17 protein-coding genes are annotated in these 17293 nt (G+C 64.1%); 6 read left to right on the top strand and 11 right to left on the bottom strand.

Annotation, left to right across the window (positions count from 1 at the left end; all coding sequences use genetic code 11):
• Window positions 1-6: 6 nt before the first annotated feature.
• Genes miaA through OCX61_RS02470 form a run of 5 tightly spaced genes read right to left on the bottom strand, consistent with a single transcriptional unit; the run spans window position 7 to window position 5638 of the window.
• Window positions 7-978 (bottom strand): tRNA (adenosine(37)-N6)-dimethylallyltransferase MiaA, encoded by a 972-nt coding sequence (gene miaA, locus OCX61_RS02490; protein ID WP_261942475.1) that lies wholly within the window; start codon window positions 976-978, stop codon window positions 7-9.
• A gap of 1 nt (window position 979) precedes the next feature.
• Window positions 980-2878: a DNA mismatch repair endonuclease MutL gene (gene mutL / locus OCX61_RS02485; RefSeq protein WP_261942474.1), complete on the bottom strand. Its 1899-nt coding sequence runs from the start codon at window positions 2876-2878 to the stop codon at window positions 980-982.
• Entirely contained in the window at window positions 2875-4305 is a 1431-nt protein-coding gene (locus tag OCX61_RS02480; protein ID WP_261942473.1) for an N-acetylmuramoyl-L-alanine amidase, read from the bottom strand. The genes mutL and OCX61_RS02480 overlap by 4 nt, the downstream gene beginning before the upstream one ends.
• An 11-nt stretch (window positions 4306-4316) precedes the next feature.
• Complete coding sequence (gene tsaE / locus OCX61_RS02475) at window positions 4317-4790, bottom strand: tRNA (adenosine(37)-N6)-threonylcarbamoyltransferase complex ATPase subunit type 1 TsaE (protein WP_261942472.1); 474 nt, start codon at window positions 4788-4790, stop codon at window positions 4317-4319.
• Window positions 4778-5638, bottom strand: coding sequence for an NAD(P)H-hydrate dehydratase (locus OCX61_RS02470; protein WP_261942471.1), 861 nt, complete (start codon window positions 5636-5638; stop codon window positions 4778-4780). Before OCX61_RS02470 ends, tsaE begins: the two co-directional genes overlap by 13 nt.
• Window positions 5639-5702: 64 nt before the next feature.
• Between OCX61_RS02470 and queG the strand changes: the two genes are divergently transcribed.
• Window positions 5703-6773: a tRNA epoxyqueuosine(34) reductase QueG gene (gene queG, locus OCX61_RS02465; RefSeq protein WP_261942470.1), complete on the top strand. Its 1071-nt coding sequence runs from the start codon at window positions 5703-5705 to the stop codon at window positions 6771-6773.
• Window positions 6774-7070: 297 nt separating this feature from the next.
• Here the strand turns inward: queG and OCX61_RS02460 are convergent, their stop codons facing one another.
• Window positions 7071-7682, bottom strand: a complete 612-nt coding sequence (locus tag OCX61_RS02460) for a trimeric intracellular cation channel family protein (RefSeq protein ID WP_261942469.1) — start codon at window positions 7680-7682, stop codon at window positions 7071-7073.
• Window positions 7683-7770: 88 nt separating this feature from the next.
• Window positions 7771-8313: an oligoribonuclease gene (orn, locus tag OCX61_RS02455; protein ID WP_261942468.1), complete on the bottom strand. Its 543-nt coding sequence runs from the start codon at window positions 8311-8313 to the stop codon at window positions 7771-7773.
• 141 nt (window positions 8314-8454) lie between these two features.
• Here orn and rsgA point away from each other — a divergent pair, with 141 nt between their 5' ends.
• Together rsgA and OCX61_RS02445 are read left to right on the top strand one after the other, a co-directional pair.
• Complete coding sequence (gene rsgA / locus OCX61_RS02450; protein WP_261942467.1) at window positions 8455-9486, top strand: small ribosomal subunit biogenesis GTPase RsgA; 1032 nt, start codon at window positions 8455-8457, stop codon at window positions 9484-9486.
• A gap of 113 nt (window positions 9487-9599) precedes the next feature.
• Window positions 9600-10079, top strand: a complete 480-nt coding sequence (locus OCX61_RS02445) for a molecular chaperone Tir (protein ID WP_261942466.1) — start codon at window positions 9600-9602, stop codon at window positions 10077-10079.
• 72 nt (window positions 10080-10151) lie between these two features.
• Here OCX61_RS02445 and motB read toward each other — a convergent pair whose 3' ends face one another.
• The gene (motB, locus tag OCX61_RS02440) at window positions 10152-11186 is read right to left on the bottom strand and encodes a flagellar motor protein MotB (protein ID WP_261942465.1); all 1035 of its coding nucleotides are present in this window, start codon (window positions 11184-11186) and stop codon (window positions 10152-10154) included.
• A gap of 3 nt (window positions 11187-11189) precedes the next feature.
• On the bottom strand, window positions 11190-12041 hold the full coding sequence (gene motA / locus OCX61_RS02435) for a flagellar motor stator protein MotA (RefSeq protein WP_152958538.1): 852 nt from the start codon (window positions 12039-12041) through the stop codon (window positions 11190-11192).
• A gap of 130 nt (window positions 12042-12171) precedes the next feature.
• Here motA and OCX61_RS02430 point away from each other — a divergent pair, with 130 nt between their 5' ends.
• From OCX61_RS02430 to asd, 3 genes are read left to right on the top strand one after another with little or no spacing between them, the layout of a single operon-like run.
• Window positions 12172-13707: an HDOD domain-containing protein gene (locus OCX61_RS02430; protein WP_261942464.1), complete on the top strand. Its 1536-nt coding sequence runs from the start codon at window positions 12172-12174 to the stop codon at window positions 13705-13707.
• Window positions 13708-13751: 44 nt separating this feature from the next.
• Window positions 13752-14561, top strand: coding sequence for a rhodanese-like domain-containing protein (locus tag OCX61_RS02425; RefSeq protein WP_261942463.1), 810 nt, complete (start codon window positions 13752-13754; stop codon window positions 14559-14561).
• Between the two features lie 14 nt (window positions 14562-14575).
• Window positions 14576-15439, top strand: a complete 864-nt coding sequence (gene asd / locus OCX61_RS02420) for an archaetidylserine decarboxylase (protein WP_261942462.1) — start codon at window positions 14576-14578, stop codon at window positions 15437-15439.
• A 50-nt stretch (window positions 15440-15489) separates the two neighbouring features.
• Here the strand turns inward: asd and OCX61_RS02415 are convergent, their stop codons facing one another.
• Together OCX61_RS02415 and serB are read right to left on the bottom strand one after the other, a co-directional pair.
• Window positions 15490-15891: a lectin OAA family protein gene (locus tag OCX61_RS02415; RefSeq protein ID WP_261942461.1), complete on the bottom strand. Its 402-nt coding sequence runs from the start codon at window positions 15889-15891 to the stop codon at window positions 15490-15492.
• A 172-nt stretch (window positions 15892-16063) separates the two neighbouring features.
• Window positions 16064-17278: a phosphoserine phosphatase SerB gene (serB, locus tag OCX61_RS02410; RefSeq protein ID WP_261942460.1), complete on the bottom strand. Its 1215-nt coding sequence runs from the start codon at window positions 17276-17278 to the stop codon at window positions 16064-16066.
• Window positions 17279-17293 lie beyond the last annotated feature (15 nt).

Genomic DNA, 17293 nt, shown 5'->3' with positions numbered 1-17293 from the left:
AGGGACTCAGCTCAATATGGAGACGGCCCCAAGGTATTTCAAGGTGCGGGACAGATTGTCGCAGGCCAGGCTGTCGAGCCAGTGCACATCAGGCCAGCCACGCAACCAGGTGAACTGCCGCTTGGCCAGCTGCCGAGTGGCAATGATACCGCGTTCGCGCATCTCATTCTCAGTCAGCTTGCCGTCGAGGTAGTCCCAGACCTGTCGATACCCCACTGCCCGTATAGACGGCAGCCCGGCGTGCAAGTCACTTCTGGCTCGCAGCGATCGGACCTCGTCAACGAAGCCCTGTTCCAGCATCTGCGAAAATCGTAGCGCAATTCGCTTATGCAAAATGTGACGATCCGCAGGCGCAATCGCCAAACTCGCGACAGTATAGGGCAAATGCCCGCCAGCGCCTGTGTCTGCGCCGCTACTTTCCGCGAATTGACGCTGGCGATGGGCTGTCATGCTCTCGCCGCTCACCCGGTAAACCTCCAGCGCCCGGATCAGCCGCTGCGGGTCGTTGGGGTGAATGCGCGCTGCCGACTCGGGGTCGATCTCCGCCAGCTGCCGATGCAGCTCGGCCAGGCCCAGCGCCTCGGCCTGGGCCTCGAGCTCTGCGCGCACGGCGGCATCGGCCGCCGGCATGTCTGCCAGGCCTTCGATCAGCGCCTTGTAATAAAGCATGGTGCCACCGACCAGCAGCGGAATTTTGCCGCGCGCGGTGATATCGGCCATCGCCTCGAGGGCATCAGCGCGAAACTGCGCGGCCGAATAGCTCTCGGCCGGGTCGCGGATGTCGATCAGTCGGTGCGGGTAGGCCGCCAGAATCTCTTTGGAAGGCTTGGCCGAACCAATATCCAGGCCACGGTAGACCAGCGCCGAGTCGACACTGATCAGCTCGCAGGGCAGGACCTTGGTCAGCTCGATGGCAAGGTCTGTCTTGCCGGCCGCCGTCGGGCCCATGAGGAATATCGCAGGGGGCTTGCCGCTCATGTCATCGACCGCGCAGGAAAAGTTTGTCCAGATCGTCCAGACCCATCTGGGTCCAGGTCGGGCGACCATGGTTGCACTGGCCGCTGCGCTCGGTGTTTTCCATGTCGCGCAGCAGGGCGTTCATCTCGGGGATGGCCAGGCGCCGGTTGGCGCGCACGGCGCCGTGGCAGGCCATGGTTCCGAGCAGTTCGTTGAGGTGCGCCTGGATACGGTCGCTGGTGCCGTACTCCATCAGGTCGGCGAGCACGTCCTGGACCAGGCGATTGGCCTCGGCCTGCTTGAGCAGCGCCGGAATCTGGCGAATCGCCAGGGTTTCAGGGCCCAGGCGTTGCAGCTCGAAGCCCAGGCGCTGGAACCACTGGCCGTGCTCCTCGGCACAGTCGGCCTCGCGCTGGCTCAGCGCCAGGGTTTCCGGCACCAGCAGCGGCTGGCCGCTGAGGCCTTCGCTGGCCATGGCCACCTTGAGCCGCTCGTACATGATGCGCTCGTGGGCCGCATGCATGTCCACCAGCACCAGTCCAACGGCATTCTCGGCCAGGATGTAGATCCCCTTGAGCTGGGCCAGGGCATAACCCAATGGCGGGATATCGCCCTGGCTTTCCGGCAGCGCCGAAGGGGCTGGCGTGCCAGCGTTCAGCGGCTTGAAGAACTCGCGGTAGACCGCCTGGGACTCGGCGGCCGGCAACGGCTGCGACGGGCGCGGTGTGTACTGGTACTGGTAACCGGCGCCACTGCCACCATTGGAAATGGAATGCTGCGGCGCTTGTGGCTGCTCGAGCACCGGCGAGGCCAGGCGCATTTCGCCTTGCGGGCCGAACTCACCGGCCTGCTGGCCAGTCGGGCGAACCACTTCAGGCACAGCGGCAGGCGCAGCCAGCTGATCTTCCGGGCGTACATCAGCCAGGGCACGGTGCAGCGTGCCATAGAGGAAGTCATGCACCGAGCGGCCTTCGCGGAAACGTACTTCGTGCTTGGTCGGGTGCACGTTGACATCGACGCCATTCGGTTCGAGCTCGAGGAACAGCACAAAGGTCGGATGCCGGCCATTGAACAGCACATCGCGATAGGCCTGGCGTACGGCATGGGCGACCAGTTTGTCGCGCACCGCACGGCCGTTGACGAAGAAGTACTGCAAATCGGCCTGGCTGCGCGAAAACGTCGGCAGGCCGACCCAGCCCCACAGCCTCAGGCCATTGCGCTCGACGTCGATCGGCAGCGCCTGTTCCATGAAGCCCGGGCCACAGATGGCGCCGACCCGCCGTGCGCGGGCAGTTTCGTCATGCGCCTCATGCAGGCTGAGGACACTCTTGCCGTTGTGGCGCAGGTGGAAGCCGACATCGAAGCGAGCCAGGGCCAGGCGGCGGATGACTTCCTGCAGGTGATCGAATTCGGTCTTTTCGGCCTTGAGGAACTTGCGTCGGGCCGGGGTATTGAAGAACAGGTCGCGCACTTCCACCGAAGTGCCGACTGGATGCGCGGCGGGTTGCACGCGCGGGGTCATGTCTCGGCCTTCGGTCTCTACCTGCCAGGCTTCGCCAGCACTGGCCGTGCGCGAGGTCAGGGTCAGGCGCGCCACCGAGCTGATCGACGCCAGGGCCTCGCCACGGAAGCCCAGGCTCAGTACGCCTTCAAGGTCCTCCAGCTCGCGAATCTTGCTGGTGGCGTGACGGGCCAGGGCCAGCGGCAGGTCGTCGGCGGAAATGCCGCTGCCATCGTCACGTACCCGCAGCAGCTTCACACCACCCTGCTCGACTTCCACGTCGATGCGCCGGGCGCCGGAGTCCAGGCTGTTTTCCAACAGTTCCTTGGCCACCGAAGCCGGGCGCTCGACCACCTCACCGGCAGCAATCTGGTTGGCCAGCCGCGGGCTGAGCAGCTGGATGCGCGAACCACCACTCATTGCGAAGCCAATGTGGTAGCGGGGATATCGAGGTGCTGGCCGACCTTCAGCTCATCGGTCTTGAGGCCGTTGGTGCTGCGCAGGCTGGGCACACTGACCTGATAGCGCACGGCGATCATCGCCAGGGTCTCGCCCGGGCGCACGGTGTGCTCACGCGGGCCTTGGGCGATCTTGCCACTGTCGCGCAGCCAGGCAACGTAGGTGCCGGGCGGCGGGTTCTGCTGGAAGTACTGGCGCACACCGGTATGAATCGAACGCGCCAACGCTTGCTGATGGCTGGCAGTGGCCAGCTTGGCCGCTTCGTTGTTGTTCGAGATGAACCCGGTTTCAACGAGGATCGACGGGATATCCGGCGACTTCAGCACCATGAAGCCTGCCTGTTCCACCCGCTGCTTGTGCAGCGACGTCACGCGGCCCATGTTGCCGAGCACCTTCTGCCCGACGTTCAGGCTGGAGCTCAGCGTGGCGGTCATCGACAGGTCGAGCAGCACGCCCGCAAGCATGCGGTCCTTGTCGTCGAGGCTGACGTTGCCGGCACCACCGATCAGGTCGGAACGGTTTTCCGTGTCAGCCAGCCAGCGCGCGGTCTCGGACGTGGCGCCCCGGTCGGACAGGGCGAACACCGAGGCGCCGAACGCGGCGCGTGACGGTGCAGCGTCGGCGTGGATCGAGATGAACAGGTCGGCACCCTTCTTGCGGGCAATCTCGGTGCGTTTGCGCAGTGGAATGAAGTAGTCACCGGTACGGGTCAGCTCGGCGCGGTAACCCCTTTCGGTGTTGATCTGGCGCTGCAGCTCCTTGGCGATCTGCAGCACGATGTCTTTCTCGTGCTGGCCGCTGGAGCCGGATGCCCCCGGGTCTTCGCCGCCATGGCCGGCATCGATGGCGACCACGATGTCGCGCTTGCCGCTTGGCACCGGTGGCAGCTTGATCGCGGGCTGAGCCGGGGTCACCGGCACGGCTGGCGTGGTCGCCGGGGTCTGCACCGGCGTTGGCGGCGGGGTCGGCGCCGTGGCGGCGATGGCGTCGGCTTCCTGGTCGTACAGGTCGACCACCAGGCGGTTGCCATACTGGGCATTGGGCGCCAAGGTGAAGCTCTTGGGCGTGACCGACTTCTTCAGGTCGACCACCACACGCAGGTCGGTAGGGGTACGTTGGGCCGAGCGCACGCTGCTGATCGGCGTGTTCGCGGTCGAAACGCTCAGCGGCGCGGCCAAGGTCGCGCCATTGATGTCGATCACCAGGCGATCGGGTGCGCTCAGGGTGAAGACGCTATGCTGCACGGGGCCAGACAGGTCAAAGACCAACCGCGTGTTGTCCGGCGCGCGCCACAGGCGCACGCTCTTGACTTGAGTGACGGCCAGAGCGTCAACGGTCACCGCTGTCAGCAGCAATCCAACGACAGCGACCAGTGCGCGTATGCGCATACCTACCCCACTTACTGTTTATAGTGTTCGGCCAGTGCAGTGCACCAGGCCTCGCCGCGAGCCCCCTGCGGCGTAAGGTCAAGCGAGCGGCCGCTCGCTTGGGGGCTTATGGTAATGGTCAGGTCGGGCTTTGGCAAAACGCCCGCACCCTTTTGCGGCCATTCGAACAGGCACAGCGGATCGCCCTCGAAATAGTCACGAATGCCCATGAACTCAAGCTCTTCCGGGTCGACCAGGCGATACAGGTCGAAATGGAAGGCGCGCACTTCACCGATTTCGTAGGGTTCTACCACGGTGAACGTCGGACTTTTCACTGCACCAGTATGGCCCAGGCCACGGATCAAGCCACGCGAGAGCGTGGTCTTGCCCGCCCCCAGGTCGCCTTCCAGAAAAATCACGCCACGACCGCCGGTCACCTCGGCCAGTTTTGCGCCGAAATCGACCGTGGCCGCTTCATCGGCCAGAAACAGGGTTAAGCCAGACACGCAGAATGCTCCTCCAACAACTCACGAATGACCGGCGCCAGATCACTGGCTGCCAGGCCTCTACCTTTGACGCCCAGACGCTCCCCTGCACTGGCGTGCAACCATACGCCCAGGCCCGCCGCACTCCAGGCGTCCAGCCCCTGGGCCAGCAAAGCCGCCAGCACGCCGGTGAGCACGTCGCCCAGCCCGGCACCGGCCATCGCCGGGTGGCCCCGCTCGCACAGTGCCAGTTGGCCGGTAGGGTCCGCCACCAGGGTGCCGGCCCCCTTGAGCACGCAGACACTGGCATAGCGGCGGGCCAGCTTGCGCGCCGCACCCGGCCGATCGGCCTGTACTGCCTCGGTGGATATGCCCAACAGCCGCGCCGCCTCCCCCGGGTGCGGGGTGAGGATGCTGCCGCTGGGTAGCGCCAGTGGCGTGCGGGCCAGCAGGTTCAGGGCGTCGGCATCCCACACCTGCGGCCGCTCGGCGTTGGCCACCGCAGACAGCAGGCTGCGGCCCCAGGCAGCCTGCCCCAGGCCAGGGCCCACCACCAGCACCGAGGCGCGCTCCAGCACACCGATCAACTGATTGGCCGACTCGACCCCCAGGCACATGGCCTCCGGCATGCGCGCCAGCCCGGCCGCGACGTGCTCCGGCCGCGTCGCCACGCTGACCAGCCCGGCACCGCAACGCAGCGCAGCCTCTGCACTGAGCAGCACGGCGCCACCGGTGCCCAGGTCACCACCGACGACCAGCACATGGCCAAAGTCGCCTTTATGGGCCTGCGCAGGACGTGCCGGCAGGCGTGCGGCGGTCACGCTACTGAGCAATTGTGGGGCATTGCTGGGGTGTTTGGTCTGCGGCATGGGGTCAAAGGCTCCAATGTCTGGCAGAATTATACGCACCTGAGCCCGTATTGCCTGCCCATCCATGTCCGCCTGTACCCCTGACCTCGCCCAACTGGCCCAATCCATCAAGATCTGGGGCCAAGAACTCGGTTTTGCCCACGTCGGCATCGCCGGTGTCGACCTTGGCGAGCACGAACAACACCTGCAGCGCTGGCTCGACGCCGGCTACCAGGGCGAAATGGAGTACCTTGGTGCCCATGGCAGCAAACGCGCCCACCCCGACCAACTGATCCCCGGCACGGTACGCGTGGTATCACTGCGCATGGACTACCTGCCCGGCGACACACAGATGGCGCAACGCCTGGCCCAGCCGGAAAAGGCCTACGTGTCGCGCTACGCCCTGGGCCGCGACTACCACAAGCTGGTGCGCAAGCGCGTGCAGTTCCTGGCGGACCGCATCCAGGAAGCGATCGGCCCGTTCGGTTACCGCGCCTTCGTCGACAGCGCGCCGGTGCTGGAGAAGGCCCTGGCCGAACAAGCCGGGCTGGGCTGGATCGGCAAGAATACCCTGCTGCTCAACCGCAAGGCCGGCAGCTATTTCTTCCTGGCCGAACTGTTCGTCGACCTGCCGCTGCCGGTGGACGAGGCCCATACCAGTGAACACTGCGGGCGCTGCCAGGCGTGCCTGGACATCTGCCCGACCCAGGCGTTCGTCGGGCCGTACGAGCTGGATGCTCGGCGCTGCATCTCCTACCTGACCATCGAGTTGCGCGGGCCGATTCCGGTCGAGCTGCGCTCGATGATGGGCAATCGGGTGTTTGGCTGCGATGACTGCCAGATCGTCTGCCCCTGGAACCGTTTTGCCAATTACAGCAAGGAGCAGGACTTCCAGCCGCGGCATGGGCTGGATAATGCCGAGCTGGCTGAAATGTTCCTGTGGGACGAGCGCACCTTCTTGCGCAAGACCGAGGGCGGGCCGCTGCGCCGGGCGGGTTATGAGCGTTTTTTGCGCAACCTGGCGGTAGGGCTGGGTAATGCGCCCTCGACGATTCCGGTGATCGAGGCGTTGAAGGCGCGGCGCGAAGATGAGTCGGAGCTGGTGCGCGAGCATGTGGAATGGGCGCTGGACCGGCACGGCGTTGAAAGGGGATGAGGGCCGCTAAGCGTAGGTCTTGATTGTGATGGTGTGGCGGAGATCGAGCGCCGCCCGCGCGGCGCATCGCGAGCTGCGCTCGCTCCTACGTTTGTTTCGGGCCAATTCTTCCTGGGGGATTTGCGCGCGAACGCCTTGGCGCCTGACTCGATATCGCGTCGTACAAACCAGGCGGTCGCGCGCGCCTGTCACAGGCATCACTGGCCCGAAACAAACGTAGGAGCGAGCGCAGCTCGCGATGCGCCGCGCGGGCGGCGCTCGATCTCACAGACGCAGCAACCCTCAAGGCAAGCGCATTTATTGCTGGTCGTTGTAGTGGAACTTGGGCATTTCCCAATGGAAACGGATCGCCAGCAAGCGCACCAGGAAGCCGCCGAACAAGGTCAGCAGCATCCCCTGCTCCGCCGGTAGCTTGAAGTACACGCAGCCCAGATAGAACCAAGCCGCCGCGAACGACACACTGGCATACAGCTCACGACGGAACACCAATGGGATGTCGTTACAGAAGATATCCCGCAGGATCCCGCCAAACACCCCAGTGATCACCCCGCTGATCGACGCCACCAGCATGCCCTGCCCCATTTCCAGCGCGGTCATGCAGCCAATCAGGGTAAAGGCCACCAGGCCCAGGGCATCCAGCACCAGGAACAACGAGCGCAAACGGCGCATCATCGGTGCGATGAAAATGGTCAGCAGCGCGGCAAAGCTGGTCAGCACCAGGTATTCCGGGTGCTTCACCCAGGTCAACGGGTAATGACCAAGCAGCACGTCGCGCACCGAGCCGCCACCCAGGGCAGTCACGCAGGCGATCAGCACCACGCCAAACCAGTCCATGCCGCGGCGGCCGGCAGACAGGGCACCGGTCATGGCTTCGGCGGTGATGGCAATCAGGTAGAGCATCAACAACATGGCGCGGGTCCGAGCAGGAAAGGCGCGCAGTCTAACCAGTTGGCAAAGGCACCAAAAGAGGGCGCGAGCATATCTGCGCCCTTTCGGCTCATACCTTGATGAAATGCTCGCGATAGTGGCGCAGTTCGGCGATCGACTCGCGGATATCGTCCAGCGCCAGGTGCGTGCTGCCCTTCTTGAAGCTGTCACGCACGTTCGGCGCCCAGCGCGCAGCCAGTTCCTTCAGGGTGGAGACATCGAGGTTGCGATAGTGGAAGTAGTTTTCCAGGCCGCGCATGTGGCGGTAAAGGAAACGGCGATCCTGGCAGATGCTGTTGCCGCAGATCGGCGACTTGCCTTTCGGCACCCATTGTTCGAGGAAGGCGATGGTCTGCGCTTCAGCTTCGGCCATGCTGATCTTGCTGTCGCGCACGCGCTGGGTCAGGCCCGAGGCGCCATGGGTGCGGGTGTTCCACTCATCCATGCGCGCCAGCACTTCGTCGCTGTGGTGGATGGCGATCACAGGGCCTTCGGCCAGGGTGTTCAGCTCGCTGTCAGTGACGATGGTGGCCATCTCGATGATGACGTCGTGGTCCGGATCCAGGCCGGTCATTTCCAGATCGATCCAGATCAGGTTCTGTGGGTTCTGCATGAAGGGGCTCCTCGTATAGGCCGTCATATTAGCCTAGCGACGCCGGCCTGCGCATGCGCGGCGCAAAGGTAACCAGAATGGTCTGTGAGCGGGCGTGCTAAACTGCCTGCCGTTTTCAACTTGCCCCACCTTGGAAGGTCCATGGCCAAACGCCAGCTCAATCGTCGCCAGAACTGGCGTATCGAAAAAATCCAGAACGAACGCGCCGCTCGCGCCGCCAAACGCGAGCAGCACGTGCTGCAGGAGCTGGAGGGCGGTGACCTGGGACCGGAACAACTGGGCCTGGTGATCGCCCACTTCGGTGTGCAGGTCGAGGTGGAAGCCCAGGACGGCGAAGTCGCCGGCCAGGTATTCCGCTGCCACCTGCGGGCCAACCTGCCGGCGCTGGTCACTGGTGACCGCGTGGTCTGGCGCGCCGGCAACCAGGGCATCGGCGTGATCGTCGCGCAAATGCCGCGCAGCACCGAGCTGTGCCGGCCGAACAACCACGGCCAGCTCAAGCCGGTCGCGGCCAACGTCGACCTGATCGTGATCGTCTTCGCCCCGGCACCGGAGCCGCACCCGAACCTGATCGACCGTTACCTGGTGGCCGCTGAGCACGCCGGTATTCGCCCGCTGCTGCTGCTGAACAAGGCCGACCTGATCGACGCAGAGAACGGCCCGGGCCTGCACGCGCTGCTTGAGGTCTACCGCGAACTGGGCTATCCGCTGCTGGAAGTCTCCGCGCACCACGGCGACGGCATGCAGCGCCTGCAACAGATGCTCGACGGGCACATCAGCGTGTTCGTCGGCCAGTCGGGCGTGGGCAAGTCGTCGCTGGTCAACAGCTTGCTGCCGGATGCCGGCACCCGCGTCGGCGACCTGTCCGAATGGTCTGGCCAGGGCCAGCACACCACCACCACGGCACGCCTGTATCACTTCCCCAACGGCGGCGACCTGATCGACTCGCCGGGCATCCGCGAGTTCGGCCTCGGCCACGTCAGCCGCGACGACGTGGAAGATGGTTTCATCGAGTTCCGCGACTTGTTCGGCACCTGCCGCTTCCGCGACTGCAAGCATGATCGCGAACCGGGGTGCGCACTGCTCAAGGCCCTTGAAGACGGCCGCATCAAGCAGCAGCGGATGAACAGCTACCGCTCGATCATTGCCAGCCTGCCGGAAGACAGCTACTGATTTGTAGGAAATGTTACCGGAGTGCGTAGGACGCCTCCGGTTTTCCTGCCATCTATTGCCCTGCCCCTCGCTTTCCCTGAAGGTCATGACTTCTATCAGGGAGGGCAACCGCGATGCCGGTTTTTATCAGTTACCGCCACGAAGAGCGGCTTGACGCCTTCATCCTCAACGAACGCCTGCTGCTTGAGGGCATCACCGCGCAGCTGGTGGAGTTTGGCGCCGACGGGCAGGTTCGCGAAGAGCATCATGGCAGCGCCTGCCAACAGATAAACGATGCCACCCACTGGATCGGCCTGCTGCCCGCGGCAGCAAGCGATGACTGGTGGACAGCCGGGCTACTGGAAGCTGCGGTGGCAGCCAATCGGCGGGTCAGTTTCTACCACAGAGGGGACGGCGAGCTGCCCGAGTACCTTGCCAGGTGGCCGGTGATGCGCGAACGGGCGCACATTGACCTGTTCGTGCGGGCGTATCACGACGAGTGCACGTTCCAGCGGGCAATGATTCTGCCGGCAGAGCGTGGCTCAAGTGTCGACCGGGACAATGCGGATTTCTTTCATGCCGATCTCAAGGCCAAGATCAGGCGGGGGTTTTGAAGCGTTCAGAGCTGCTCTGCAGCCCTGCGCGGGCAAGTCGAGCCGCGAAGGGCTGCAAAGCGACAGCAGCGGTTACTGATCCTTCTGCTCATCCATCTTCAAGGTCCCGTCCTCGAAGATGTTCAGCTTCTGGCGCAGTTCCCGCGGCTGCATCGGCGCCTCGGCAGCGGCAGCACCCGCCGCCGGAGCTACCGGTGCCGCGGCCCCAGGCGCAGCACCCGCTGGCGGAGCCGGTTGGGCCGGCGCCTCGGGCGCACCCTGCTCACCCTCGATGTTGCGCTGCGCCTTCTTGGTCAGGACGATGATATCGATACGGCGGTTGACCGGGTTGAACGGGTTCTTGCGGTCGAACAGCGACGACGAGGCATACCCCACCACCCGCGCCACCTGACCATCCGGATAGCCGCCGGCAACCAAGGCACGGCGTGCGGCGTTGGCGCGGTTGGCCGACAGTTCCCAGTTGCCGAAGTCGCCAGTGCCGGAGTACGGCTTGGCATCGGTGTGGCCACTGATGCTGATCTTGTTCGGCACCGCCTTGATGGTGTCGGCCATGGCCAGCAGGATGTCTTCGAAATAGGGCTGCAGGCGTGCGCTGCCGATGTCGAACATCGGCCGGTTCTCGGCATCCATGATCTGGATACGCAGGCCGTCCTGGGTGATCTCGAACAGGATCTGGTCCTTGAACTTCTGCAGCTGCGGGTTTTCCTCGACCTTGTTCTGCAGTTCCTGCAGCAGCAACTCGAGGCGCTCGCGCTCGACCTGTTCGGCCATGGTCTCGACCTGGTCCTTGTCCAGCTGGATGCTGGTGTCAGGCGTAGGCTCGGACTTCTGCTCCGGGTTGATGGTCTTTTCCGGTGCCAGCTGCGGCGAACCACCCAAATCGATGACGTAAGGCGTGCCGCTCTCGGAAAAACCGATCGGGTCCTTGAAGTAGCCGGCAATGGCGATCTTCTGTTCAGGCGTAGCCGTGGAGAGCAGCCACAGTACCAGGAAGAATGCCATCATCGCCGTGGCGAAGTCGGCGAAGGCGATCTTCCAGGCGCCGCCATGGTGCCCGCCACCGAAGCGCTTGACGCGCTTGATGATTATCGGCTGATTGTTTTCCATGGCTCAGCGACCGCGAACTGCTTGTTCCAGCTCGGCAAAGCTTGGGCGATGCTTTGGATACAGCACCTTGCGCCCGAACTCGACAGCCAGCGAAGGCGGCATGCCGGAAGCCGAGGCCACCAGCGAGGCCTTGATCGACTCATAGAGGTTGAGCTCTTCCTTGGCATCGTGCTCAAGGCACTTGGCCAGGGGGCCGAAGAAGCCATACGCGGCGAGAATACCGAAGAAGGTACCGACCAGCGCTGCACCGACGTGCAGGCCGATCGACTTCTGGTCACCATCACCGAGCGACGCCATGGTCACCACGATGCCCAGTACCGCCGCGACGATACCGAAGCCCGGCATGCCGTCGGCGATGCCACTGACGGCGTGAGACGGGTGCTCGAGCTCTTCCTTCATGCTCAGCAACTCCATGTCGAACAGGCCTTCGAGCTCATGGGGGGCCATGTTGCCGGTGGACATGATGCGCAGGTAGTCGCAGATGAACGCGGTCATGCGCTCGTCGCCCAGCACCGCCGGGTACTTGGCGAAGATCGGGCTGGCGGCGGCATCTTCGATATCGCTCTCGATCGCCATCATGCCTTCGCGACGGCTCTTGTTGAGGATTTCATACACCAGGCCCAGTACTTCCAGGTAGAAAGCATGGGAGAAGCGCGAGCCGAACATCTTCATCGACTTCTTGATTACATGCATGGTCATGTAACCCGGGTTGGCCTGCATGAAGGCGCCAAAGGCTGCACCGCCAATGATCAGCACTTCGAACGGCTGGATCAGCGCCGCGATCTTGCCGTGGGAGAGTACATATCCGCCGAGCACGCTCGCGAATACGACGATGATGCCGATAATTTTAGCCATAGGATCAAAGCACTTGCTGTCGTGGTCAGGGAGTGGAACGGGAGCCTTAAAACTCTTCTTCTACTTATCGGCAGAACTGCGCCAGACTATAGCCACTAAAAGCGAAAAGCCAGTTCGGACTGATGTCAAAATGCCAATGGAATCCAAGGTGCCCACTCAGAATCCGCGTACGGTAGAAGCCTGGGTTAAGCTGCTCGACGGTGTTCGTGTACCGGTCCCGAAGCAGAGTTACGACCGGGTATTGAGCGCAATCAACGACAGTCGCCGCTCGTTGCGCGACATCGCCGAACTGATGCAGGACAGCCCCGCGCTGGTGCTGTCGGTGATGCGCGAGGCCAACCACCCCGCCAACGCCAGCCAGGCCGAGCCGGCTGAAAGCCTGGAAGTCGCCCTGAACCGCCTGGGCCTGGCACGCAGCAAGGAACTGCTGATGCGTCTGCCGGCGCTGCCTGAAGACGATATTCCGCCGGTGCTGCGCCAGTTCCTGTTGATCAGCCAGCACGCCGCGCAACAGGCCAACGGCCTGTTCGCCAGCCGCCTGGCGCGCCTGTGGCAGGAGATCCACTGGGGCAGCTTGCTGTTCCTCGCCCCCTTGTGGCCGCTGGCCCTGGCCCACCCCAAGCTGCTGGATGCCTGGGAGCTGCGGGTTATCCACAAGGGCGAAACCGCAGCCGATGTGGAGCAGGAACTGTTCGGCGTGCGCATCTTCGCCCTGTGCCGGGCCATGGCCGAACACTGGCGGCTGCCCAAGTGGGTGACCCAAGGCTATCGCCTGCTGCTCGAAGAGCGCGACCAGCTGGCCCTGGTGCTGAGCATCGCCCGCGAAGAAGACCTGCTCATCCAGCAGCATCGCCTGGACGAAGCACCCGGCTTGCGCCGCTGGTTCAACGAGCCGGCCAATACTGTGCTGCTGGCCAACAACCTGGCGCTGGCGGCACAGGTGGGCTGGGACAACCCGCACCTGCTGCGCTGGCAACTGCTGACCGCGCTATACCTGCAGACCTCGCTGGAAGACGTGCAACAGCAGGTTCACCAACAAGCAGCGGCCAGCGCCCGGCGCCACGCCCGCCATGCCCTGTTCCACCCCGCCGAGGCGCTGATCTGGCCCTGGGACCAGCGTCGCCCGCACCCGGACATGCTCACCCCGCCGCCACCTTCCAGCGAAGCGCTTGGCCGCTGGCGCAAGCTGTGCCAGGAACTGCTGACCCAGCCAAGCCCTTTCACCAATGCCGTGCACCTGGCCACCCATGCGCGCGAAGCGCTGGAAGCCTGCGGGATGCAGCGCATCATGCTGCTGAGTCTGGACAAGGCCGCCGATTACCTGCGCGTACAGCAGATCGCCGGCCTGCCCAAGGAAGCAGGTGGCATCACCCTGGACATCGAGCAGAACAAACTGCTGCAAAAGCTGATGGGCAAGGTCGGCCAACTGCGCCTGACGCCCGAGAACCACGCTCAGTTCTCGGCGCTGCTGCCAGCAGCGCTGCGTGCGCTGTTCCATAGCGAACACCTGTTGCTGCGCTCGCTGGGTGTCGGCGACCAGGTGCTGATGCTGGCCGTGGCCGACCAAGGCGGCAAGCCACTGGCCGATGTCAGCGTGCAGGCCTTCGGCAAGACTTCGCAATGTATCGAACGCGCGCTGGTGGTGTTTGCCAAACGCGGCGACTGAGCCTTGCGCTACAATCGCCCCTCTTTCCACTCTGGAGAACGTGGATGACTGACTTTTCCGGCCTGCCTTTGGTGATCGAAGCCGCAGACCTGCTGCCGCGCCTGGATTCCCCCCAGCTGATTCTGGTCGACCTGAGCAGCGCCAACCGCTATGTCAGCGGGCACATCCCCGGCGCCCGCTTCGTCGAGGGCAAGCGCACCCAGCTTGGCCAGCCTCCGGCGCCCGGCCTGCTGCCGGCCCTGGCCGACCTGGAAAAGCTGTTCAGCGAACTCGGCCACCGCGACGATGCTGTCTACGTGGTGTACGACGATGAAGGCGGTGGCTGGGCCGGCCGCTTCATCTGGCTGCTCGATGTCATCGGCCATGCGCACTACCACTACCTCAATGGCGGCATCCAGGCCTGGCCGGCGGACAAACTCTCCACCGAGGTGCCAGAACCCGGCAACACACCCGTGAAGCTGCAACTGCACAGCGAACCGACCGCCACCCGCGAGTACCTGCAAAGCCGCCTGGGCGCCGATGACCTGGTTATCTGGGATGCCCGCGGCCCACAGGAATTCAATGGCGAGAAGGTCCTGGCCGCCAAGGCCGGGCACATTCCCGGCGCCATCAATTTCGAATGGACTGCCGGCATGGACCTCAACGATCACCTGCGCATCCGCGCGGATATCGCGCAAGTGCTGCAGCAACTGGGCATCACCCCGGACAAGGAAGTGATCACCCACTGCCAGACCCACCGCCGCTCCGGTTTCACCTACCTGGTGGCCAAGGCCCTCGGCTACCCACGCATCAAGGCTTATGCCGGTTCGTGGAGCGAATGGGGCAACCACCCGGACACGCCTGTCGAAGTTTAAGGACATTCAACGCAATGAAATCCCGTCTGTTCATCATCAGCCAGTACCTGCTGCCGCACCACTTGCTGTCGCGTCTGGCTGGCTGCATCGCCGAGTGCCGTGCGCGCTGGTTCAAGAACGCCTTCACCGCCTGGTTCGCCAAGCGTTACCAGGTGAACATGAGCGAAGCGCTGGTCGAAGACCTCACCGCCTACGAGCACTTCAACGCCTTCTTCACCCGCGCCCTCAAGCCAGGCGCGCGCCCGCTGGACGAAACCCCCGGCGCAATCCTCTGCCCGGCCGACGGTGCCGTCAGCCAGCTGGGCCCGATCGAGCACGGTCGTATCTTCCAGGCCAAGGGCCACAGCTACAGCGCCCTCGAACTGCTCGGCGGCGACCCAGCGCTGGCTGCGCCGTTCATGGGTGGCGAGTTCGCCACCATCTATCTGTCGCCGAAGGATTACCACCGCGTGCACATGCCGCTGGCCGGTACCCTGCGCGAGATGGTCTATGTGCCGGGGCGTCTGTTCTCGGTCAACCAGACCACTGCCGAGAACGTTCCGGAGCTGTTCGCCCGCAATGAGCGCGTGGTGTGCCTGTTCGATACCGAGCGCGGGCCGATGGCCGTGGTGCTGGTCGGTGCCATGATCGTCGCTTCGATCGAGACCGTGTGGGCTGGCCTGGTCACCCCGCCGAAGCGCGAGCTGAAGACCTTCCGCTACGACGAAAGCAGCCGTGCGCCTATTCACCTGGAAAAAGGCGCCGAGCTCGGCCGCTTCAAACTGGGTTCAACCGCCATCGTGCTGTTCGGCCCGGAGCAAGTGAAGTGGGCCGAAACGTTGGGCGCAGGCTCCGCAGTACGCATGGGCGAATTCCTCGCCCAACCGCAACAGGCCTGAGCCTTCAACGCTCCCCGGCTTGTGGCCGGGGAGCGTTGACTCCGCAGGGGTCAGCCGAGCAGGCTGCGGAAGCCGATCGGGCCCTCGTCGTTATAGGTGTTGGTACCGTTGAGGGTGAGGCCGCCATCGTCGGACTTCACCGTCAGGGCAATGACATTCTGGTTATCACGCCCTCCGATCACCCATTCTCCGCCTGGGTGCCAGGGCGCGCTATTGCCACCCCACTGGTTCTGCACCTGATAACGGTTCTGCGCGATACGCTTGCCCTGGAAGCCGATCGGTCCTTCGCCGGCGTAGGTCATGACGCCTTGCAGTGTCTGGCCGCCATCATTCGATTTGACGTCCACCGACACCACCTTCTGGTTGTCACGGCCCCCAATTACCCAGATTCCGCCCGGGTGCCAAGGTGCCGAGTTACCGCCCCACTGATTCTCCACTGCGTACTTGGACATGAACTTCTTCTCCTTGAAGTTGATGGCCACGAGGACTCCCCCCGGGCCAGTACGGTCGATGAGTGAACCGTACGGATCCAAGCCTAGATGGCGCTGCGAGGAGAACTTAGAACAGTTCGCAATCAACCTAGTAGCAAGGGAACAGGGGCCCCTGTGGGCCCCGAATGGCATTTCAGCCGCGGGCGTCGCGGTCGCGCAGGCCCAGCAGGTAAAGCACGCCATCCAGCCCCAGGGTGGAAATCGCCTGCTTGGCCGACTGGCGCACCAGCGGCTTGGCGCGGAAGGCCACGCCCAGGCCAGCCAGCGACAGCATCGGCAGATCGTTGGCACCGTCGCCCACGGCGATGGTCTGCTCCAGCTGCAGGCCTTCTTCACTGGCCAGCTGCTGCAGCAGGTCAGCCTTGCGCTGGGCATCGACGATCGGTTCCACGGCCACGCCGGTCACCTTGCCATCGACCACTTCCAGCTCGTTGGCGAATACGTAATCGATACCCAGGCGCGCCTGCACTTGTTTGGCGAAGTACGAGAAGCCGCCGGACAGGATCGCTGTCTTGTAGCCCAGGCGCTTGAGCTCGGCAAACAGGTTCTCGGCACCTTCGGTCAGGCGCAGGGAAGCACCGATCTCGTCGAGTACGCCGACATCCAGGCCCTTGAGCAGCGCCATGCGCTCCTTGAAGCTGGCGCGGAAGTCCAGCTCGCCACGCATCGCCCGCTCGGTGATCGCGGCAACCTGCTCACCCACGCCGGCCGCCTTGGCCAGCTCATCAATGACTTCAGCTTCGATCAGCGTCGAGTCCATGTCGAACACCGCCAGGCGGCGGTTGCGACGGAACAGGTCGTCGTTCTGGAACGCGATGTCGATGTTCAGCTCTTCAGACAGCGCGAAGAAGTCGGCACGCAATGCCTGGGCGTCGCTCGGCACGCCACGCACGGAAATTTCCAGCGCCGCCTTGCCCTTTTCACTCGAAGCGCCCAGGGCAACCCGTGCCGACAGGCGCTCGATACGTTCGATGGTCAGGCCATACTGGCTGATGACGGCGCTGACGCGTTGCAGTTGCTCGGGGGTGATCTTGCGGCTGAGCAAGGTCACGATATGTCGAGCTTCGCCCTGGGCGTCGGCCCAGTGCTGGTAGTCGGCCTCGGAAATCGGCGTGTAACGCGCTTGCAGGTTCAGCTCATGGGCCTTGGACTGCACGCTCTGCAGCAGGCTGGTCGCCACTTCATTGTCCGGGATATCGACCAGAATGCCGAACGACAGGGTGCCGTGCATGACCGCCAGGCCGATGTCGAGGATGTTCACACCGCCCTGGAGCAGGACGCCGGTAATGGCGGCGGTGAGACCGGGGCGGTCCTCACCGGTGATGTTGATCAGAACGATTTCGCGCACAACCTGGCTCCGACT

Origin of the sequence: Pseudomonas sp. LRP2-20 (assembly GCF_024349685.1) — a bacterium.
Taxonomy (GTDB): Bacteria; Pseudomonadota; Gammaproteobacteria; order Pseudomonadales; family Pseudomonadaceae; genus Aquipseudomonas.
The sequence above is the reverse complement of the archived record's forward strand: the minus strand, read 5'-3'. Positions and strand labels throughout refer to the sequence as shown.

Coding starts and splice junctions, on each gene's coding strand:
- miaA (WP_261942475.1), bottom strand. CDS start 978: ATGAGCGGCAAGCCCCCTGCGATATTCCTCATGGGCCCGACGGCGGCC.
- mutL (WP_261942474.1), bottom strand. CDS start 2,878: ATGAGTGGTGGTTCGCGCATCCAGCTGCTCAGCCCGCGGCTGGCCAAC.
- OCX61_RS02480 (WP_261942473.1), bottom strand. CDS start 4,305: ATGCGCATACGCGCACTGGTCGCTGTCGTTGGATTGCTGCTGACAGCG.
- OCX61_RS02470 (WP_261942471.1), bottom strand. CDS start 5,638: ATGCCGCAGACCAAACACCCCAGCAATGCCCCACAATTGCTCAGTAGC.
- queG (WP_261942470.1), top strand. CDS start 5,703: ATGTCCGCCTGTACCCCTGACCTCGCCCAACTGGCCCAATCCATCAAG.
- OCX61_RS02460 (WP_261942469.1), bottom strand. CDS start 7,682: ATGTTGTTGATGCTCTACCTGATTGCCATCACCGCCGAAGCCATGACC.
- orn (WP_261942468.1), bottom strand. CDS start 8,313: ATGCAGAACCCACAGAACCTGATCTGGATCGATCTGGAAATGACCGGC.
- rsgA (WP_261942467.1), top strand. CDS start 8,455: ATGGCCAAACGCCAGCTCAATCGTCGCCAGAACTGGCGTATCGAAAAA.
- OCX61_RS02445 (WP_261942466.1), top strand. CDS start 9,600: ATGCCGGTTTTTATCAGTTACCGCCACGAAGAGCGGCTTGACGCCTTC.
- motB (WP_261942465.1), bottom strand. CDS start 11,186: ATGGAAAACAATCAGCCGATAATCATCAAGCGCGTCAAGCGCTTCGGT.
- motA (WP_152958538.1), bottom strand. CDS start 12,041: ATGGCTAAAATTATCGGCATCATCGTCGTATTCGCGAGCGTGCTCGGC.
- OCX61_RS02430 (WP_261942464.1), top strand. CDS start 12,172: ATGCCAATGGAATCCAAGGTGCCCACTCAGAATCCGCGTACGGTAGAA.
- OCX61_RS02425 (WP_261942463.1), top strand. CDS start 13,752: ATGACTGACTTTTCCGGCCTGCCTTTGGTGATCGAAGCCGCAGACCTG.
- asd (WP_261942462.1), top strand. CDS start 14,576: ATGAAATCCCGTCTGTTCATCATCAGCCAGTACCTGCTGCCGCACCAC.
- OCX61_RS02415 (WP_261942461.1), bottom strand. CDS start 15,891: ATGTCCAAGTACGCAGTGGAGAATCAGTGGGGCGGTAACTCGGCACCT.